Here is a 15,124-nt window from a genome sequence, read left to right on the forward strand (position 1 = left end):
CAATACGATGAATGGATGCTCCTCCACGTCGACCCCGGACGCCCCGACCCGCTCTACGACCAGGTGGCGTCGGGCCTGCGCGCCGCGATCGTCGACGGCCGGAGCGCCTACGGCGAACGGCTGCCGGCCGCGCGCGAACTCGCCGAGGCGCTCGACCTCAACGTGAACACGGTCCTGCGCGCATACCGGATCCTCCGCGACGAGGGGCTCATCGAGCTGCATCGCGGTCGGGGCGCGGTCGTCGCGAAGCGGCTCGGACACCACACCGCGCTCGCGGGCGCCATCCACGACCTCGTGGAGGAGGCACGGCTCAACGGCGTCTCCGAGCCCGCGCTGCTCGCGCTCGTGCGCGAGGCCTACCGCTGAGCCGCACCCGAGCCGCCCGAGGCCGCGTGAGCTCGGCCGGGCGACGCCGGCTCAGGCCGGCGGCACCGCGTTCGCGGCGATCACGTCGGAGAAGAACCCCGCGCTGCGCTTGGCCGTGCGCTCCTGCGTCTCGAAGTCGACCGCGACGATGCCCCAGCGCTGGTCGTAGCCCTCGGCCCACTCGAAGTTGTCGAGCAGCGACCAGACGTAGTGTCCCTCGAGCGGCACGCCGTCGCCGATGGCGCGGGCGGCCTGCTGGAAGTGGGTGCGCAGGAACTCCACCCGGTACGGGTCGTCGACGGTGACGGCGGAGGTCTCGTCGGGGATGCCGTTCTCGGTGATGACGATCGGGATGGCCGGGTAGTCGTCGCGCAACCGGATCAGCAGGTCGTACAGGCCCTCGGCCCGCACCTGCTGCCAGCTCGCGTCGGAGGTCGGCGCGATCGGCACCACGTTGCCGACCGTGTCGACGCCGGTGATGCCGTAGTACTGGATCGCGAGGAAGTCCATCGGCGCCGAGATCACCTCGAGGTCGCCGGGCAGCGCGAGCGCGGCGAACGCCGTGGGATCAGCCGGCAGCTGCCCCGGCGCCTGGCCGAGCGCGTCGTCGGGGTACGAGCCGAGGAGCACCGGGTCGAGGAAGAGCCGGTTCTCGCTCGCGTCGACGCGTTCGGCGCCGCGGGTGTTCGCCGGGTCGATCGAGTACGCCGGCAGCAGGTTGAGCCCGATGCCGATGCGCCCGGCGGCCCCGCTGGCGCGGAACGCCTCGGTCGCGAGCCCGTGGGCGAGGAGCTGGTGGTGGACGGCGGCGGCCGCGAGGTCCGGGTCGCGGAGCCCGGGAGCGTGGCCGCCGTACCAGTGGCCGACGAACGCGTGCGTCTTCGGTTCGTTCACGGTCATCCAGTCGGCCTCGACGTCGCCCAGCGCGTCGAACAGGATCGCCGCGTAGTCCGCGAACCGGGCGGCGGTGTCACGGGTGGTCCAGCCGCCCACGTCCTGCAGCGCCTGGGGGAGGTCCCAGTGGAAGAGGGTGATCATCGGGCGGATGCCGGCGTCGACGAGGGCATCGACGAGCTTCCGGTAGTGGTCGAGGCCGGCCGGGTTCGCCGGTCCCGATCCGGTGGGCTGGATGCGCGGCCACGCCACCGAGAACCGGTACGCGCCGAGCCCGAGGTCGGACATCAGCACGATGTCCTCGGGGTAGCGGCGGTACTGGTCGGCGGCGGGCTCGCCGGTGTCGCCGTGCTTGACGGTCCCGTACCTCGCGGCGAAGGTGTCCCACACGCTCGGGCCGCGCCCGTCGACGGCCGTCGACCCCTCGACCTGGTACGCGCTCGTCGCCGCGCCCCAGACATACCCTCTCGGGAAGGCCATCGGCTCGCCGGGCGGCACCCAGCCGCTCGGGTTCGGCGTGGGCGTGATCGCGGGCGAGCCGGATGCCCCGGGGCCGCCCGGCGTGCAGGCGGCCAGCGCCGCGGCGAGCGCGGTGGAACCGCCGAGGGCGAGGAAGGCGCGCCGCGGGAGCGCGGCGCGGCGCGTCGGTGCGGGGAGTCCGGGGTCGGCGGCGGGCTGGGGCACGGGGCTCCTCGTCGAGTCGGTGGTGCGCGGCGCCGTGGGGGATCGGCGGCCGTGAGAGCGCTCTCACGACGAGCCACAGCATAGCGCCCGCCGAGCCGGTAGACTCGTGCCAACGACTGCGATCCGGCCATCACCGGGGAGTCTTCGGAAGAACGCGGGCGGCGGCCGAGGCATCCGCCCGTCACTAGAACCGAACGGGGCAGGCCCGTCACAGCCGCAGCGAGAGGGGTCCCGGGCGTGCCCGGGGCAAGCGAGGTGGTACCGCGGCGGGGCTCGATCGAGCCGCCGGCGTCCTCGTGAAGGCAACCGTCCCGCAAGGAGCGAGCGTGTACCCGCGCACCCCAGACGACCACGGCGTCAACCCCTCACCGGACTTCCCGGCCATCGAACGCGACATCCTCGCGTTCTGGAAGGCCGACGGCACGTTCCAGGCGTCGATCGACCAGCGCGAGGGCGCACCCGAGTGGGTGTTCTACGACGGCCCGCCGTTCGCGAACGGCCTGCCGCACTACGGCCATCTCCTCACCGGGTACGCGAAGGACCTCTTCCCGCGCTACCAGACCATGCGCGGCAAGCAGGTGCACCGCCGGTTCGGGTGGGACACCCACGGCCTGCCGGCCGAGCTCGAGGCCGAGCGCCAGCTCGGCATCACCGACAAGAGCGAGATCGAGCAGATGGGCATCGCGGCGTTCAACCGCGCCGCGCGCGACTCCGTGCTCCGCTACACGAAGGAGTGGGAGGAGTACGTCACGCGCCAGGCGCGCTGGGTCGACTTCGAGCACGACTACAAGACGCTCGACGTCACCTTCATGGAGTCGGTCATCTGGGCGTTCAAGACGCTGCACGAGAAGGGCCTCGCCTACGAGGGCCACCGTGTGCTGCCGTACTGCTGGCGCGACCAGACGCCGCTGTCGAACCACGAGCTGCGCATGGACGACGACGTCTACAAGATGCGCCAGGACCAGACCGTCACGGTCACCTTCCCGCTGACCGGTGCGAAGGCCGAGGCGCTCGGGCTCACCGCCGTGCGCGCCCTGGCCTGGACGACGACGCCGTGGACGCTGCCGACGAACTTCCTCCTCGCGGTCGGCCCCGACATCGAGTACGCCGTCGTGCCGGCCGGCCCCAACGGCACGCCCGACGCGACCGTGCTGCGCGAGCAGGCCGCCGGCGTGGCATCCGACACCGAGGTGCTGGGCGGCGAGTACCTGCTCGCGACGGCCCTCGTCGGCAACTACGCGAAGGAGCTCGGCTACGACTCGGCCGACGAGGCACGCGCCGCGGTCTCCCGCACGGTGACCGGCCGCGAGCTCGACGGCGTCGACTACGACCGCCTGTTCGACTACTACGCCGACGTCGAGCGCTTCGGCCTCGAGCGCGCCTGGCGCATCGTCGTCGCCGACTACGTCACCACGGAGGACGGCACGGGTATCGTCCACCAGGCCCCCGCCTACGGCGAGGAGGACCAGAAGGTCGGCGAGGCGAACGGCGTGCCCGTGATCCTCTCGCTCGACGACGCCGGCCGCTTCCTGCCCGAGGTGACGGATGTCGCGGGCCAGCTCTGGAGCGACGCGAACAAGCCGCTCACCCAGCTGCTGAAGGCCGAGGGCCGGCTGCTGCGCCAGGCCAGCTACGAGCACTCGTACCCGCACTGCTGGCGCTGCCGGAACCCGCTCATCTACAAGGCGGTGTCGAGCTGGTTCGTGCGCGTCCTCGACTTCCGCGACGACATGGGCGAGCTCAACCAGTCGATCAACTGGGTGCCGGAGAACGTCAAGGAGGGCCAGTTCGGCAAGTGGGTGGGCAATGCCCGCGACTGGTCGATCAGCCGCAACCGGTACTTCGGTTCGCCGATCCCGGTGTGGAAGAGCGACGACCCGGCCCACCCGCGCGTCGACGTGTACGGGTCGCTCGCCGACCTCGAGCGCGACTTCGGCCGCCTGCCGCTGAACGAGGACGGCGAGCCCGACCTGCACCGGCCGTACATCGACGACCTCACCCGCCCGAACCCCGACGACCCCACCGGGAAGTCGACGATGCGGCGCATCCCCGACGTGCTCGACGTCTGGTTCGACTCGGGCTCGATGCCGTTCGCGCAGGTGCACTACCCGTTCGAGAACCAGGAGTGGTTCGACACCCACAACCCGAGCGACTTCATCGTCGAGTACATCGGGCAGACCCGCGGCTGGTTCTACGTCATGCACGTGCTGGCGACCGCGCTGTTCGGCCGCCCCGCGTACAAGAACGTGCTGAGCCACGGCATCGTGCTCGGCAGCGACGGGCAGAAGATGTCGAAGTCGCTGCGCAACTACCCGGACGTGAACGAGGTCTTCGACCGCGACGGCTCCGACGCGATGCGCTGGTTCCTCATGTCGAGCTCGGTGCTGCGCGGCGGCAACCTCGTCGTCACGGAGGAGGGCATCCGCGAGGGCGTCCGCCAGCTCATGCTGCCGCTGTGGAGCACCTGGTACTTCTTCTCCCTCTACGCGAACACCGCGAAGGAGGGCGGCTACGAGGCGCGCCGGCGCACGGACTCGACCGACGTGCTCGACCGCTACCTGCTCGCGAAGCTCCGCGACCTCGTCGAGGCGGTCACGGCCGACCTCGACGAGTTCGACTCGCCGCTCGCGGCGCAGAAGCTGCGCGATTTCGGCGACGTGCTCACGAACTGGTACGTGCGCCGGTCGCGCGACCGGTTCTGGTCGGGCGTCGGCGACGACGGATCCGGCACCGAGGCGTTCGACACGCTGTACACCGTGCTCGAGACCCTCACCCGCCTGGCGGCGCCGCTCCTGCCGCTCGTGACCGATCGCGTCTGGCGCGGCCTCACCGGCGGGCGCAGCGTGCACCTCGCCGACTGGCCCGAGGCTTCCGAGTTCCCGGCCGACCCCGCGCTCGTCGCGGCGATGGACGCGGTGCGCGAGATCTCGAGCACCGCGCTGGCGCTCCGCAAGCAGGCGGGTCGCCGCGTGCGGCTCCCGCTGCAGCGGCTCACGGTCGTCGCGTCGGATGCCTCCGCGCTGGCGCCGTTCGAGGGCATCCTCCGCGACGAGCTGAACGTGAAGGCCGTCGAGGTGGTCGGCCTCGACGGCGGCAGCGCCGAGCGGTACGGCATCACCAAGCGCCTCACCGTGAACGCCCGTGCCGCGGGCCCGCGCATCGGCAAGCAGGTGCAGCAGGCGATCGCCGGGTCGAAGTCGGGCGACTGGACGCTCGACGGCGACACCGTCGTCTCGGGCGGCATCGCGCTCGAGCCGGGGGAGTACGACCTCGTGCTGGAGACGGCGAACGCCGGCGACGGCTCGACCGCGCTGGGCCTCCTCGCCGACGGCGGGTTCGTCATCCTCGACACCGCGACCACGCCGGAGCTCGAGGCCGAGGGCGCCGCGCGCGACCTCATCCGCGCGGTCCAGGACGCCCGCAAGGCGGCCGGGCTCGAGGTCGGCGATCGGATCCGGCTCGTGCTGGAGGTCGACGCGCCGTCGGTGGCGGCGGCCGAGGCGCATCGCGACCTCATCGCGGGGGAGACCCTCGCGGTGGCGGTCGAGGTGCGGGAGCTCGACGGCGCGGCCGCGGCCGACGTCGCCACCCTCGCCGGCGGCACCCGCGTGGCGATCGGAGTGGAGCGCGCATGACCGACGGATTCGACGACTTCGACCCCGACGCCCGGGAAGCGGCCGACGCCGTCTACGCGTCGCTGCTCGCCCGCGTCGGCGAGGCCCACCCCGCACCCCGACTCGACGCCACGCGTCGCGCGGTCGAGCTGTTGGGCGACCCGCACCGGTCGGCCCCGGTGGTGCACCTGACCGGCACGAACGGCAAGACGTCGACGAGCCGCATGGTCGAGAGCCTGCTGCGCGCCGACGGCCTGCGAACGGGCCTGCTCACGAGCCCGCACCTCGAGCGGTTCACCGAGCGCGTCCGCATCGACGGCGAGCCCATCGCCGACGACGCGGTGGCGCGCATCTGGGAGGAGATCGCCCCGATCGTCGACCTCGTCGACCAGGAGCTGGTCGCCGCGGGCGACGTGCCGCTCACCTTCTTCGAGGCGCTCACGGTGCTCGCGTTCGCGGCCTTCGCGGATGCCCCGGTCGACGTCATGGTGCTCGAGGTCGGCATGGGCGGCGAGTGGGACTCGACGAACGTCGCCGACGGCCAGGTCGCCGTGTTCACGCCGATCGCGCTCGACCACGAGTCGCGCCTCGGCCGAACCGTCGAGGAGATCGCCCGCACCAAGTCGGGCATCGTGAAGCCGGGCGCCGCCGTCGTGACGGCCTTCCAGGCGCCGGCGGTGCTCGAGGTGCTGCGCCAGGTCGCCGAGCGCAACGACGCGACGTTCGAGGTCGAGGGCGGCGGCTTCGCCGTGCTCGACTCGCGCGTCGCGGTCGGCGGGCAGGTCATCGGCGTGCGCGGCCTCGGCGGCGAGTACGCCGACGTCGCCCTCCCGCTGTTCGGGCGCCACCAGGCCGAGAACGCCGCCGTCGCCATCGCCGCGGTCGAGGCCTTCCTCGGCGGCGCGCGCCTGCCCGACGAGGTGGTGCAGGTCGGGCTCGGCGCCGTGACGTCGCCGGGTCGCCTGCAGCGCGTGGCGGCGGAGCCGACGCTCATCGTCGATGCGGCGCACAACCCGCACGGCGCCGAGTCGCTCGCAGCGGCGCTCACCGAGTACTTCGACTTCTCCGAGCTCGTGATCGTGCTCGGAATCCTCGGCGACAAGGACGCGGCCGGCATCGCCCGCGCGCTCGCGCCGACCGGCGCCCGCTTCCTGGTGACGCGATCGTCGTCGGATCGCGCCGTGCCCGTCGAGGCGCTGGCCGCGGCGATCGCGACCGAGGTCGGCGACGAGCGCGTGATCGCCGTCGACCGGCTCGAGGACGCCCTCGAGGAGGCCCGCGACTGGGCCGCCGCCGAGCCGGGCCGCGGCGTCGTCGCGACCGGGTCGATCACGCTCGTCGGCGAGGTGCTCGAGTACGCGCGCGATCGCGGCTGGAGCGGCGAATGAGCGCGGCCGACGAGGCGGGTTCCCCCGCCGACCCGACGCCCGCGCCGGGCGCCGCCGATGCGCCCGAGGCGATCGCGGCTCCCGCCGCGCCCCGATCGGTGCGACGCAGCCTCGCCTCGATCGTGCTCGGCTTCGAGACGATCGTGGTGTTCCTCGCCGCCCTCGTGATCTGGGGCCTCGCCCCGACCGAGAACGGTACCTGGGGCCTCCCGCCGTGGGTCGCGCTCGCGGCCGGCGGCGTCATCATCCTCCTGCTCCTGCTGACGATCGCGCTGCTGCGCTTCCGCTGGGCCTACGGGCTCGGCTGGGCCATCCAGGCCGTCGTCCTGGCGGCAGGACTCCTCAACCCGGCGATGTACGTCGTCGGGGCGCTGTTCGGCGGCATGTGGATCTACTGCATGATCGTCGGCGCGCGAATCGACCGAGAACAGGCGGCGGCCGCCGCAGGGAAGGAACCGACATGAGCACCGGCATCGAAGAGACCCTCGTCCTCGTCAAGCCCGACGGGGTGGCCCGCAACCTGACCGGCGAGATCCTCCGCCGCATCGAGGCGAAGGGCTACTCCCTCGTCGACGTGCGCCTGGTCCAGGCCGATCGCGAGCTGCTCGCGAACCACTACGCCGAGCACGAGGGCAAGCCGTTCTACGAGCCGCTCATCGAGTTCATGCAGTCGGGCCCGGTGGTCGCGTTCCGCATCGCCGGCAACCGCGTCATCGAGGGCTTCCGCGTCCTCGCCGGCACCACCGACCCCACGACCGCGGCGCCCGGCTCGATCCGCGGCGACTTCGGCCGCGACTGGGGCCTCAAGGTGCAGCAGAACCTCGTGCACGGCTCCGACTCCGTCGAGTCGGCCGAGCGCGAGCTCGCGCTCTGGTTCGCCTGAGCCGCGCGGCCTGACGCGCAGCCCGTCCCAGGGCTGAGACGCGGATGCCCCGCTCCGGCGCTCCTCCTCGGAGGGCGTCGGGCGGGGCATCCGCATGTCCGGCCGGGCCGGGGCGCCGGCCGCAGCGGCTCAGTTGAAGTAGTTCTGGAAGTCGATCATGACGCGCGGGATCGCGTTCATCTGCACCTGCGCGAGCAGGATCACGATCGCGTAGCAGGCCGCCGTGATGACGGGGATCCAGCCGTACCACGCTGCCGCCAGCCGCCGCACGCGCGCCGAAGCGGGCAGGTTGCCCTCGCGGAGGTTGTGCAGGGTGACGACCCAGAAGGTGGGGATGGTCACCGCCCAGGTGAGCATGCACCACGGGCACAGCACGTCGAGCACGTAGATGCTCTGGTAGATGAGCCAGCCGACGAACACCAGGGCGCCGGCCACGCCGATGTTGAAGCCGACCCAGAACCAGCGCGGGAACCGGACTCCGCCGATGAGCGCGACGCCGATCGTGATGACGACCGGCCAGGCCATGAGCCCGATCATCGGATTCGGGAACCCGAACACCGAGCCCTGCCACGACGCGAGGTTCACGCCGCAGCCGACGAGCACGCCCACGTTGCACGAGGGCACGTGGGTGGGGTCGGCGAGGGTGAGGAACTTCTCGAGCGTCAGCTCGTACGCGGCGAGGAGGCCGAGCGCCCCCGCGATCAGGAGGAAGATTCCGAGTCCGCGGCGGGGCGCGGGAGCGGGGGAGTCGGGCATGGTTCGGATTATGGCACGGCGCCTCCAGCCGAGCCTGCGAGAAGCGTGCGATAATCGAGTGAAGTCGTCCGGGCCGCGCCCGGCACGACCAACGAAGGCTTTTGAGGATGCACCGCATCCGACCATGCGGCGCACACGCCGTGAGACGTGGCGATCCGGCCGGACGGCCGGACGCAGCAGTGAAGGATTGGCGGTTCAGCGCCACGCGCTGGACCGCTCGAGGAGAGTACGGGGCCGACGGCGCGGCCGGTCGACCCCGGTAGGAGTGCACCTGGAATGGTGGAAGGAACCGAGAACACCCCGAACGCATCGGACGCTTCGGGCGGGCAGCGACGACGCGGCGGCCTGTTCGGCGGGCGTCGCGGCCGTGGCCGGGCGATCGTCGTGAAGGCGCCGCAGGCCGGAACCCCGACCGACGCCGAGGCGCCGATCGCCGAGCCCGGTGACGTCGTGACGGCCGGTGCGCCGGCCGGAGCATCCGACGCCGTCGACACGACCGCCGGAGGCGGCGCGTCCGCGCCCGATGCGGCGCGCGCCGCCGATGCGACGCAGGACGTCGACGAGGCGCAGGCCGAGGCATCCGACGCGCCCGTCGACGAGCCCGAGCCGATCCCGGCCGCGCTCACGACGACGTCGCTGATCTTCCGGGCCCCGCCGGTCCTGGTCATCCCCGACCGCCCGGAGCCCGGCGAGCGCTCGCCGCGCGGCGACCGCTCGGCCCGTGGCGACCGCCCGGCCGGCGACGACCGCGGCGGCCGCTCCGACGACGCCGACGAGCCGACCTCGAGCGTGCGCCGTCGCGCCCGTCGTCGCACGGGCGAGGAGGCGCGCACGTCGGGCGACGAGCCCGCCAACACCGTCGTCAAGGTGCGGCGCCCGCGCGAACCCGAGCTCATCACCGAGCCGCAGAAGGTCAAGGGCTCGACCCGCCTCGAGGCGAAGAAGCAGCGTCGCCGCGACGGCCGCGACGCCGGCCGCCGACGCACGGTCATCACCGAGTCCGAGTTCCTCGCGCGCCGCGAGTCCGTCGACCGTCAGATGGTCGTCCGCCAGAAGAGCGGCCGGATCCAGATCGGCGTGCTCGAGGACGGCGTGCTCGTCGAGCACTACGTCGCCCGCAACCAGGACGCGTCGCTCATCGGCAACGTGTACCTCGGCCGCGTGCAGAACGTGCTGCCCAGCATGGAGGCCGCCTTCGTCGACATCGGCCGCGGCCGCAACGCGGTGCTGTACTCCGGCGAAGTCGACTGGGACGCCGCCGCCGAGAACGGCGAGAAGAACCAGCCCCGCCGCATCGAGCTCGCGCTGAAGCCGGGCGATCGCGTGCTCGTGCAGGTCACGAAGGACCCGGTCGGCCACAAGGGCGCGCGGCTCACGAGCCAGGTCTCCCTGCCCGGCCGCTACCTGGTCTACGTGCCCAACGGGTCGATGAACGGCATCAGCCGGAAGCTCCCCGACACCGAGCGCGCGCGCCTCAAGAAGATCCTCAAGGAGGTGCTCCCGGAGAACGTCGGCGTCATCGTCCGCACCGCCGCCGAGGGCGCCACCGAGGAGCAGCTCACCCTCGACGTGACCCGCCTGACCTCGCAGTGGGCCGACATCTCGGCCTCGCTCGAGAAGGTGCAGGCGCCCGCGCTGCTGCACTCCGAGCCCGACCTGCTGATCAAGATCGTCCGCGACGTCTTCAACGAGGACTTCCAGAAGATGATCATCGCCGGCGACGAGGCCCGCCAGACCATCGAGCGCTACCTCGGCGCCGTCGCGCCCGACCTGCTCGAGCGCGTCGAGGCGTACACGGGCGAGCGCGACGCGTTCGACGAGTTCCGCATCACCGAGCAGATCGAGAAGGCGCTCGAGCGCAAGGTGTGGCTGCCCTCGGGCGGCTCGCTCATCATCGACCGCACCGAGGCGATGACCGTCATCGACGTCAACACCGGCAAGTTCGTCGGCTCCGGCGGCAACCTCGAGGAGACGGTCACCAAGAACAACCTCGAGTCGGCCGAGGAGATCGTGCGCCAGCTGCGCCTGCGCGACATCGGCGGCATCATCGTGATCGACTTCATCGACATGGTGCTCGAGTCGAACCGCGACCTCGTGCTGCGCCGCCTCATCGAGTGCCTCTCACGTGACCGCACCAAGCACCAGGTCGCCGAGGTCACCTCGCTCGGCCTCGTGCAGATGACCCGCAAGAAGCTGGGCCTCGGCCTGCTCGAGTCGTTCAGCGAGCCCTGCGAGGTCTGCGCCGGGCGCGGCATCGTCGTGCACCACGAGCCGATCCTCCGTCACCGCGCCCCGCAGCAGGTCGAGCGCGGCGGTCGCCGCAACCGCGGCGGCGGCCAGGCCTCGCCGCAGCAGGCGGCTGCGCCGGCGCAGCCGGCGGCCGAGTCGAAGGCGCACGCCGGCACGCACGGCATCACGGAAGACGCGAAGCACGCGCTCGCGCAGATCGCGGCCTCCACGATCCCGCACGACCACAAGCCGGCCGAGGCGCCGGCGGCCGGCGCAGCGGTCGACGCCCAGGCGGATGCCTCCGCCGAAGCGCCGACCGCGGGCACGGGCGGCTCCGGCCGGTCGAGCCGCCGCCGCGGCCGGCACCGCCGGGCGAGCTCGGCGGACGCGCTGCCCCCGGTCGAGGCGGCGGTGGACGAGACCGCGGCGGTGAGCGAATCCGACGCCGACGCGCCCGAGCTCGAGGCCGCTCCGTCGGAGCCGGTCGCCGCGGAGGTCGCAGCCGACGAGGCGGAGGACACGACGCCGGCGGTCGAGGCATCCGAGCCCCCGCTCCTCGAGCTGCCCGAGGTGCAGGCGCCGCGCGAGCGGCCCAGCCGCGTGGCCGACGCCGACGAGCTCCTCGGCTCGGTGCTCGACGCGCTGCCGGCCCCGAAGCAGCCGGGGGAGGGGCGCACCCGCAGCCGTCGCGTGTCGACGGCGGCGCTCAGCCCCGCGGGCGCCCCGCCGGTGATCGTCCGCCCCGACGGCTCGACCGTCGAGGGCGACCCGGCCGGCGACTGATCGGACCCCGCCAGGTCAGTCGGCGACCGATCGGTCGCCGCCCGACCTGCCGTGCCGCTCGCGCGGAGTGACCCTGAGTCCGCTCCGCGCGAGCCGGCGCACGAGGTCGCGCGGCTCGACGAGCAGGGCGCCCGCGGCGATCAGCTCGCCCTGGCGCTCGATCGGGTAGTCGTAGTGGTCGAGGTCGAAGCCGCGTTCGGGCAACCCGGCGCGGCGCGCGAAGGCGTGCAGTTCGTCGAGCGATTCGTCGCTGACGAGGTGCCCCCAGACCGTGCCGTGCTTCGGCCACAGCGGCGGGTCGATCAACACGGTCATGCCGTGATTCTAGGGAGCGGCGATCCGCGACGCGCCGTCGGCGCGCGTTTGACCGCCTTCCCGGCATCCGGTAGACTCGACCGTTGGTGCCGCTGCTTATCCCAGCGCGCACGCACAGTTTTCTGGCAGTGACGACCCTCTCCCCGCTGGGGTCATCCGCGCAGTGACATCCCATCAGACAGTCGGAGTCGAGAGACTCCCCAGAGATAGGTACGAGTAGTGGTTTACGCAGTAGTGCGCGCCGGCGGTCGGCAGGAGAAGGTCGAGGTCGGCACCATCGTCACGATGGACCGCATCAAGGCCGACAAGGACGGCAACGTCGTTCTCACGCCGGTCCTCCTCGTGGACGGCGACAAGATCACCTCCGACGCCAAGTCGCTCGCCAAGGTCACGGTCACGGCCGAGGTCCTCGGCGACCTCCGCGGCCCGAAGATCGTGATCCAGAAGTACAAGAACAAGACCGGGTACAAGAAGCGCCAGGGCCACCGTCAGGAGCTCACGCGCGTCAAGGTCACCGGCATCAAGTAACGGCCAGAGGGAGACACAGAGATGGCACACAAGAAGGGTGCGAGCTCCACTCGCAACGGTCGTGACTCGAACGCGCAGCGCCTCGGCGTCAAGCGCTTCGGCGGTCAGGTCGTGAAGGCCGGCGAGATCCTCGTCCGCCAGCGCGGCACGCACTTCCACCCCGGCGCCGGTGTCGGTCGCGGTGGCGACGACACGCTGTTCGCCCTCGAGGCGGGCGCCGTCGAGTTCGGCGCGAAGGGCGGCCGCAAGGTCGTCAACATCGTGGCGGTCGCCGAGTAATCGGTCGATCGTTGTCGTGAGGGCGGGCTTCGGCTCGCCCTCACGTGTTTCAGCAGAGGAGAGTATCGGCATGGTCAGCTTCGTCGACGAGGTACGGCTGTTCGTGAAGGCCGGCCACGGCGGCAACGGCTGCGTGTCGGTGCGCCGCGAGAAGTTCAAGCCGCTCGCCGGCCCCGACGGCGGCAACGGCGGTGACGGCGGCGACATCGTGCTCGTGGCCGACCCGCAGGTCACCACGCTCCTCAACTACCACGGGCGTCCGCACCGCACGTCGCCGAACGGCCAGCCCGGCATGGGCGACAACCGCTCGGGCTCCACCGGAGAGGCCGTCGAGCTGCCGGTGCCGATCGGCACCGTCGTGAAGGACGAGCACGGCGTCGAACTGGCCGACCTCGACGCGGCCGGCATGCGCTTCGTCGTCGCTCCGGGCGGCCAGGGCGGCCTCGGCAACGCGGCGCTCTCGACCACCAAGCGCAAGGCGCCGGGCTTCGCCCTGCTGGGCACGCCCGGCTTCGAGGGCGAGGTCACCCTCGAGCTGAAGACCATCGCGGATGTCGCGCTCGTCGGCTTCCCCAGCGCGGGCAAGTCCAGCCTGATCGCCGCCATGTCGGCCGCTCGGCCGAAGATCGCCGACTACCCGTTCACGACGCTCCACCCGAACCTCGGCGTGGTGCAGGCCGGCGACCACCGGTTCACCGTCGCCGACGTGCCCGGCCTCATCGAGGGCGCCAGCGAGGGCCGCGGGCTGGGCCTCGACTTCCTCCGCCACGTCGAGCGGTGCTCCGCGCTCCTGCACGTGCTCGACTGCGCGACGCTCGAGCCCGGACGCGACCCGATCTCCGACCTCGACGTCATCCTCGGCGAGCTCGGCGCCTACCCGGTGCCGGAGGGGCAGGTTCCCCTGCTCGACCGCCCGCAGCTCGTCGCCCTGAACAAGGTCGACGTGCCCGAGGCGCGCGACCTGGCCGATCTCGTCCGGCCCGAGCTCGAGGCGCGCGGCTACCGCGTCTTCGACATCTCCACCGTGAGCCACGAAGGGCTCCGGCAGCTCGGGTTCGCGCTCGGCGAGCTCGTCGACCACGAGCGCCGCGCCGCGGCCGCCGAACCCGCCGCGCCCCGGATCATCCTCCGGCCGAAGGCGGTCGACGAGGTCGACTTCGTCGTGCGCGCCGAGGGCGGCAGCTACGGCACCATCTACCGCGTGCTCGGCGTCAAGCCGGAGCGCTGGGTCGCCCAGACCGACTTCACCAACGACGAAGCCGTCGGCTACCTCGCCGACCGGCTCGCGAAGCTCGGCGTCGAGGACGCCCTGGTGCGCGCCGGCGCCGTCGCCGGCTCGACCGTCGTCATCGGCCCGGGCTCGGGCGTCGTGTTCGATTGGGAGCCCACGCTGACCTCCACGGCCGAGCTCATCACCGCGCCCCGCGGCACCGATATCCGCCTCGACGACAACCGGCGCCAGACGCGTGCCGAGCGGAAGTCGGAGTACCACGAGCGCATGGACGCGAAGGCGGAGGCGCGCGCCGAGCTCGAGCGCGAGCGCGAGGCCGGCATCTGGGCCGACGACGAGGAGATCCACGAGTGACGCCGTCGAGCCGCGCCGACATCCCCGCAGCAACGCGCATCGTCGTCAAGGTCGGCTCCTCGTCGATCAGCGGTGACAACGCCGGCCAGATCAGTCCGCTCGTCGATGCCCTCGCCGCGGCGCACGCGCGCGGCGCGGAGGTCGTGCTCGTCTCCTCGGGTGCGATCGCGACCGGCATGCCGTACCTGAACCTGGCGGAGCGGCCGAACGACCTCGCCACGCAGCAGGCAGCCGCCTCCGTCGGTCAGAACCTCCTGATCTTCCGCTACCAGGACGCGCTGCGGCGCTACGGCATCGTGGCGGGGCAGGTGCTGCTCACCGCGGGCGACCTCGAGAACGCCACCCACCGGTCGAACGCCCAGCGGGCGATGGAGCGCCTGCTCGGCCTGCGCATCCTGCCGATCGTGAACGAGAACGACACCGTCGCGACGCACGAGATCCGCTTCGGCGACAACGACCGGCTCGCCGCGCTCGTGGCCGAGCTCGTCGGTGCGGAGCTGCTGGTGCTGCTCTCCGACGTCGACGCCCTCTACACCAAGCCGCCGCACCTGCCTGGTGCGGAGCGCATCGCCCACGTGCCGCACGGCGATCCGCTCGCCGGCATCGAGATCGGCACCACCGGGTCGGCCGGCGTCGGCACCGGCGGTGCCGAGACGAAGGTCTCCGCCGCGCGCATCGCCGCAGCGGGCGGCACCGCGGTCCTGATCACGGCGACGCCGCTCGTCGCCGACGCGCTCGAGGGCCGTGAGATCGGCACCTGGTTCGAGCCCGCGGACCCGCGTCACACGGCCGACGGGACCGCGCTGCTCGCCTAGGCTGG

At 72.4% G+C, this 15,124-nt stretch carries 13 protein-coding genes; 10 read left to right on the forward strand and 3 right to left on the reverse strand.

Annotated elements, in window-relative coordinates; all coding sequences use genetic code 11:
- Positions 1–15 precede the first annotated feature (15 nt).
- Positions 16–366 carry a GntR family transcriptional regulator gene (locus tag ACGGZK_RS13140; protein ID WP_395243089.1) on the forward strand — a complete coding sequence of 117 codons (351 nt, stop codon included), beginning with the start codon at positions 16–18 and terminating at the stop codon, positions 364–366.
- A 51-nt stretch (positions 367–417) separates the two neighbouring features.
- Here the strand turns inward: ACGGZK_RS13140 and ACGGZK_RS13145 are convergent, their stop codons facing one another.
- A complete protein-coding gene (locus tag ACGGZK_RS13145; RefSeq protein WP_395243090.1) occupies positions 418–1,944 on the reverse strand; it encodes a GH1 family beta-glucosidase in 1,527 nt (508 codons plus the stop codon).
- Positions 1,945–2,270: 326 nt separating this feature from the next.
- Here ACGGZK_RS13145 and ileS point away from each other — a divergent pair, with 326 nt between their 5' ends.
- Genes ileS through ndk form a run of 4 tightly spaced genes read left to right on the forward strand, consistent with a single transcriptional unit; the run spans position 2,271 to position 7,829 of the window.
- Positions 2,271–5,579, forward strand: coding sequence for an isoleucine--tRNA ligase (gene ileS, locus ACGGZK_RS13150; protein ID WP_395243091.1), 3,309 nt, complete (start codon positions 2,271–2,273; stop codon positions 5,577–5,579).
- Positions 5,576–6,946: a bifunctional folylpolyglutamate synthase/dihydrofolate synthase gene (locus ACGGZK_RS13155; RefSeq protein WP_395243092.1), complete on the forward strand. Its 1,371-nt coding sequence runs from the start codon at positions 5,576–5,578 to the stop codon at positions 6,944–6,946. Before ileS ends, ACGGZK_RS13155 begins: the two co-directional genes overlap by 4 nt.
- The gene (locus ACGGZK_RS13160) at positions 6,943–7,410 is read left to right on the forward strand and encodes a DUF4233 domain-containing protein (protein WP_395243093.1); all 468 of its coding nucleotides are present in this window, start codon (positions 6,943–6,945) and stop codon (positions 7,408–7,410) included. The genes ACGGZK_RS13155 and ACGGZK_RS13160 overlap by 4 nt, the downstream gene beginning before the upstream one ends.
- Entirely contained in the window at positions 7,407–7,829 is a 423-nt protein-coding gene (gene ndk / locus ACGGZK_RS13165; protein ID WP_395243094.1) for a nucleoside-diphosphate kinase, read from the forward strand. The genes ACGGZK_RS13160 and ndk overlap by 4 nt, the downstream gene beginning before the upstream one ends.
- A gap of 129 nt (positions 7,830–7,958) precedes the next feature.
- On the opposite strand, the gene ACGGZK_RS13170 is transcribed toward ndk, so the two are convergent.
- Positions 7,959–8,585, reverse strand: a complete 627-nt coding sequence (locus ACGGZK_RS13170; protein WP_395243095.1) for a vitamin K epoxide reductase family protein — start codon at positions 8,583–8,585, stop codon at positions 7,959–7,961.
- Positions 8,586–8,861: 276 nt separating this feature from the next.
- On the opposite strand from ACGGZK_RS13170, the gene ACGGZK_RS13175 reads away from it, so the two are divergent.
- Positions 8,862–11,597: an Rne/Rng family ribonuclease gene (locus tag ACGGZK_RS13175; RefSeq protein WP_395243096.1), complete on the forward strand. Its 2,736-nt coding sequence runs from the start codon at positions 8,862–8,864 to the stop codon at positions 11,595–11,597.
- A gap of 15 nt (positions 11,598–11,612) precedes the next feature.
- On the opposite strand, the gene ACGGZK_RS13180 is transcribed toward ACGGZK_RS13175, so the two are convergent.
- Complete coding sequence (locus ACGGZK_RS13180; RefSeq protein WP_395243097.1) at positions 11,613–11,912, reverse strand: DUF4031 domain-containing protein; 300 nt, start codon at positions 11,910–11,912, stop codon at positions 11,613–11,615.
- Positions 11,913–12,131: 219 nt separating this feature from the next.
- On the opposite strand from ACGGZK_RS13180, the gene rplU reads away from it, so the two are divergent.
- The 4 genes from rplU to proB all read left to right on the forward strand — a co-directional run bounded on the left by rplU (position 12,132) and on the right by proB (position 15,119).
- Positions 12,132–12,440: a 50S ribosomal protein L21 gene (gene rplU / locus ACGGZK_RS13185; protein ID WP_395243098.1), complete on the forward strand. Its 309-nt coding sequence runs from the start codon at positions 12,132–12,134 to the stop codon at positions 12,438–12,440.
- 21 nt (positions 12,441–12,461) lie between these two features.
- A complete protein-coding gene (rpmA, locus tag ACGGZK_RS13190) occupies positions 12,462–12,719 on the forward strand; it encodes a 50S ribosomal protein L27 (RefSeq protein ID WP_395243099.1) in 258 nt (85 codons plus the stop codon).
- A gap of 70 nt (positions 12,720–12,789) precedes the next feature.
- Positions 12,790–14,304, forward strand: a complete 1,515-nt coding sequence (gene obgE / locus ACGGZK_RS13195; RefSeq protein ID WP_395243100.1) for a GTPase ObgE — start codon at positions 12,790–12,792, stop codon at positions 14,302–14,304.
- A complete protein-coding gene (gene proB / locus ACGGZK_RS13200; RefSeq protein WP_395243101.1) occupies positions 14,301–15,119 on the forward strand; it encodes a glutamate 5-kinase in 819 nt (272 codons plus the stop codon). Before obgE ends, proB begins: the two co-directional genes overlap by 4 nt.
- The last annotated feature ends 5 nt before the right edge of the window (positions 15,120–15,124 follow it).

This window comes from Agromyces sp. MMS24-K17 (assembly GCF_043950245.1).
Lineage (GTDB): Bacteria > Actinomycetota > Actinomycetes > Actinomycetales > Microbacteriaceae > Agromyces.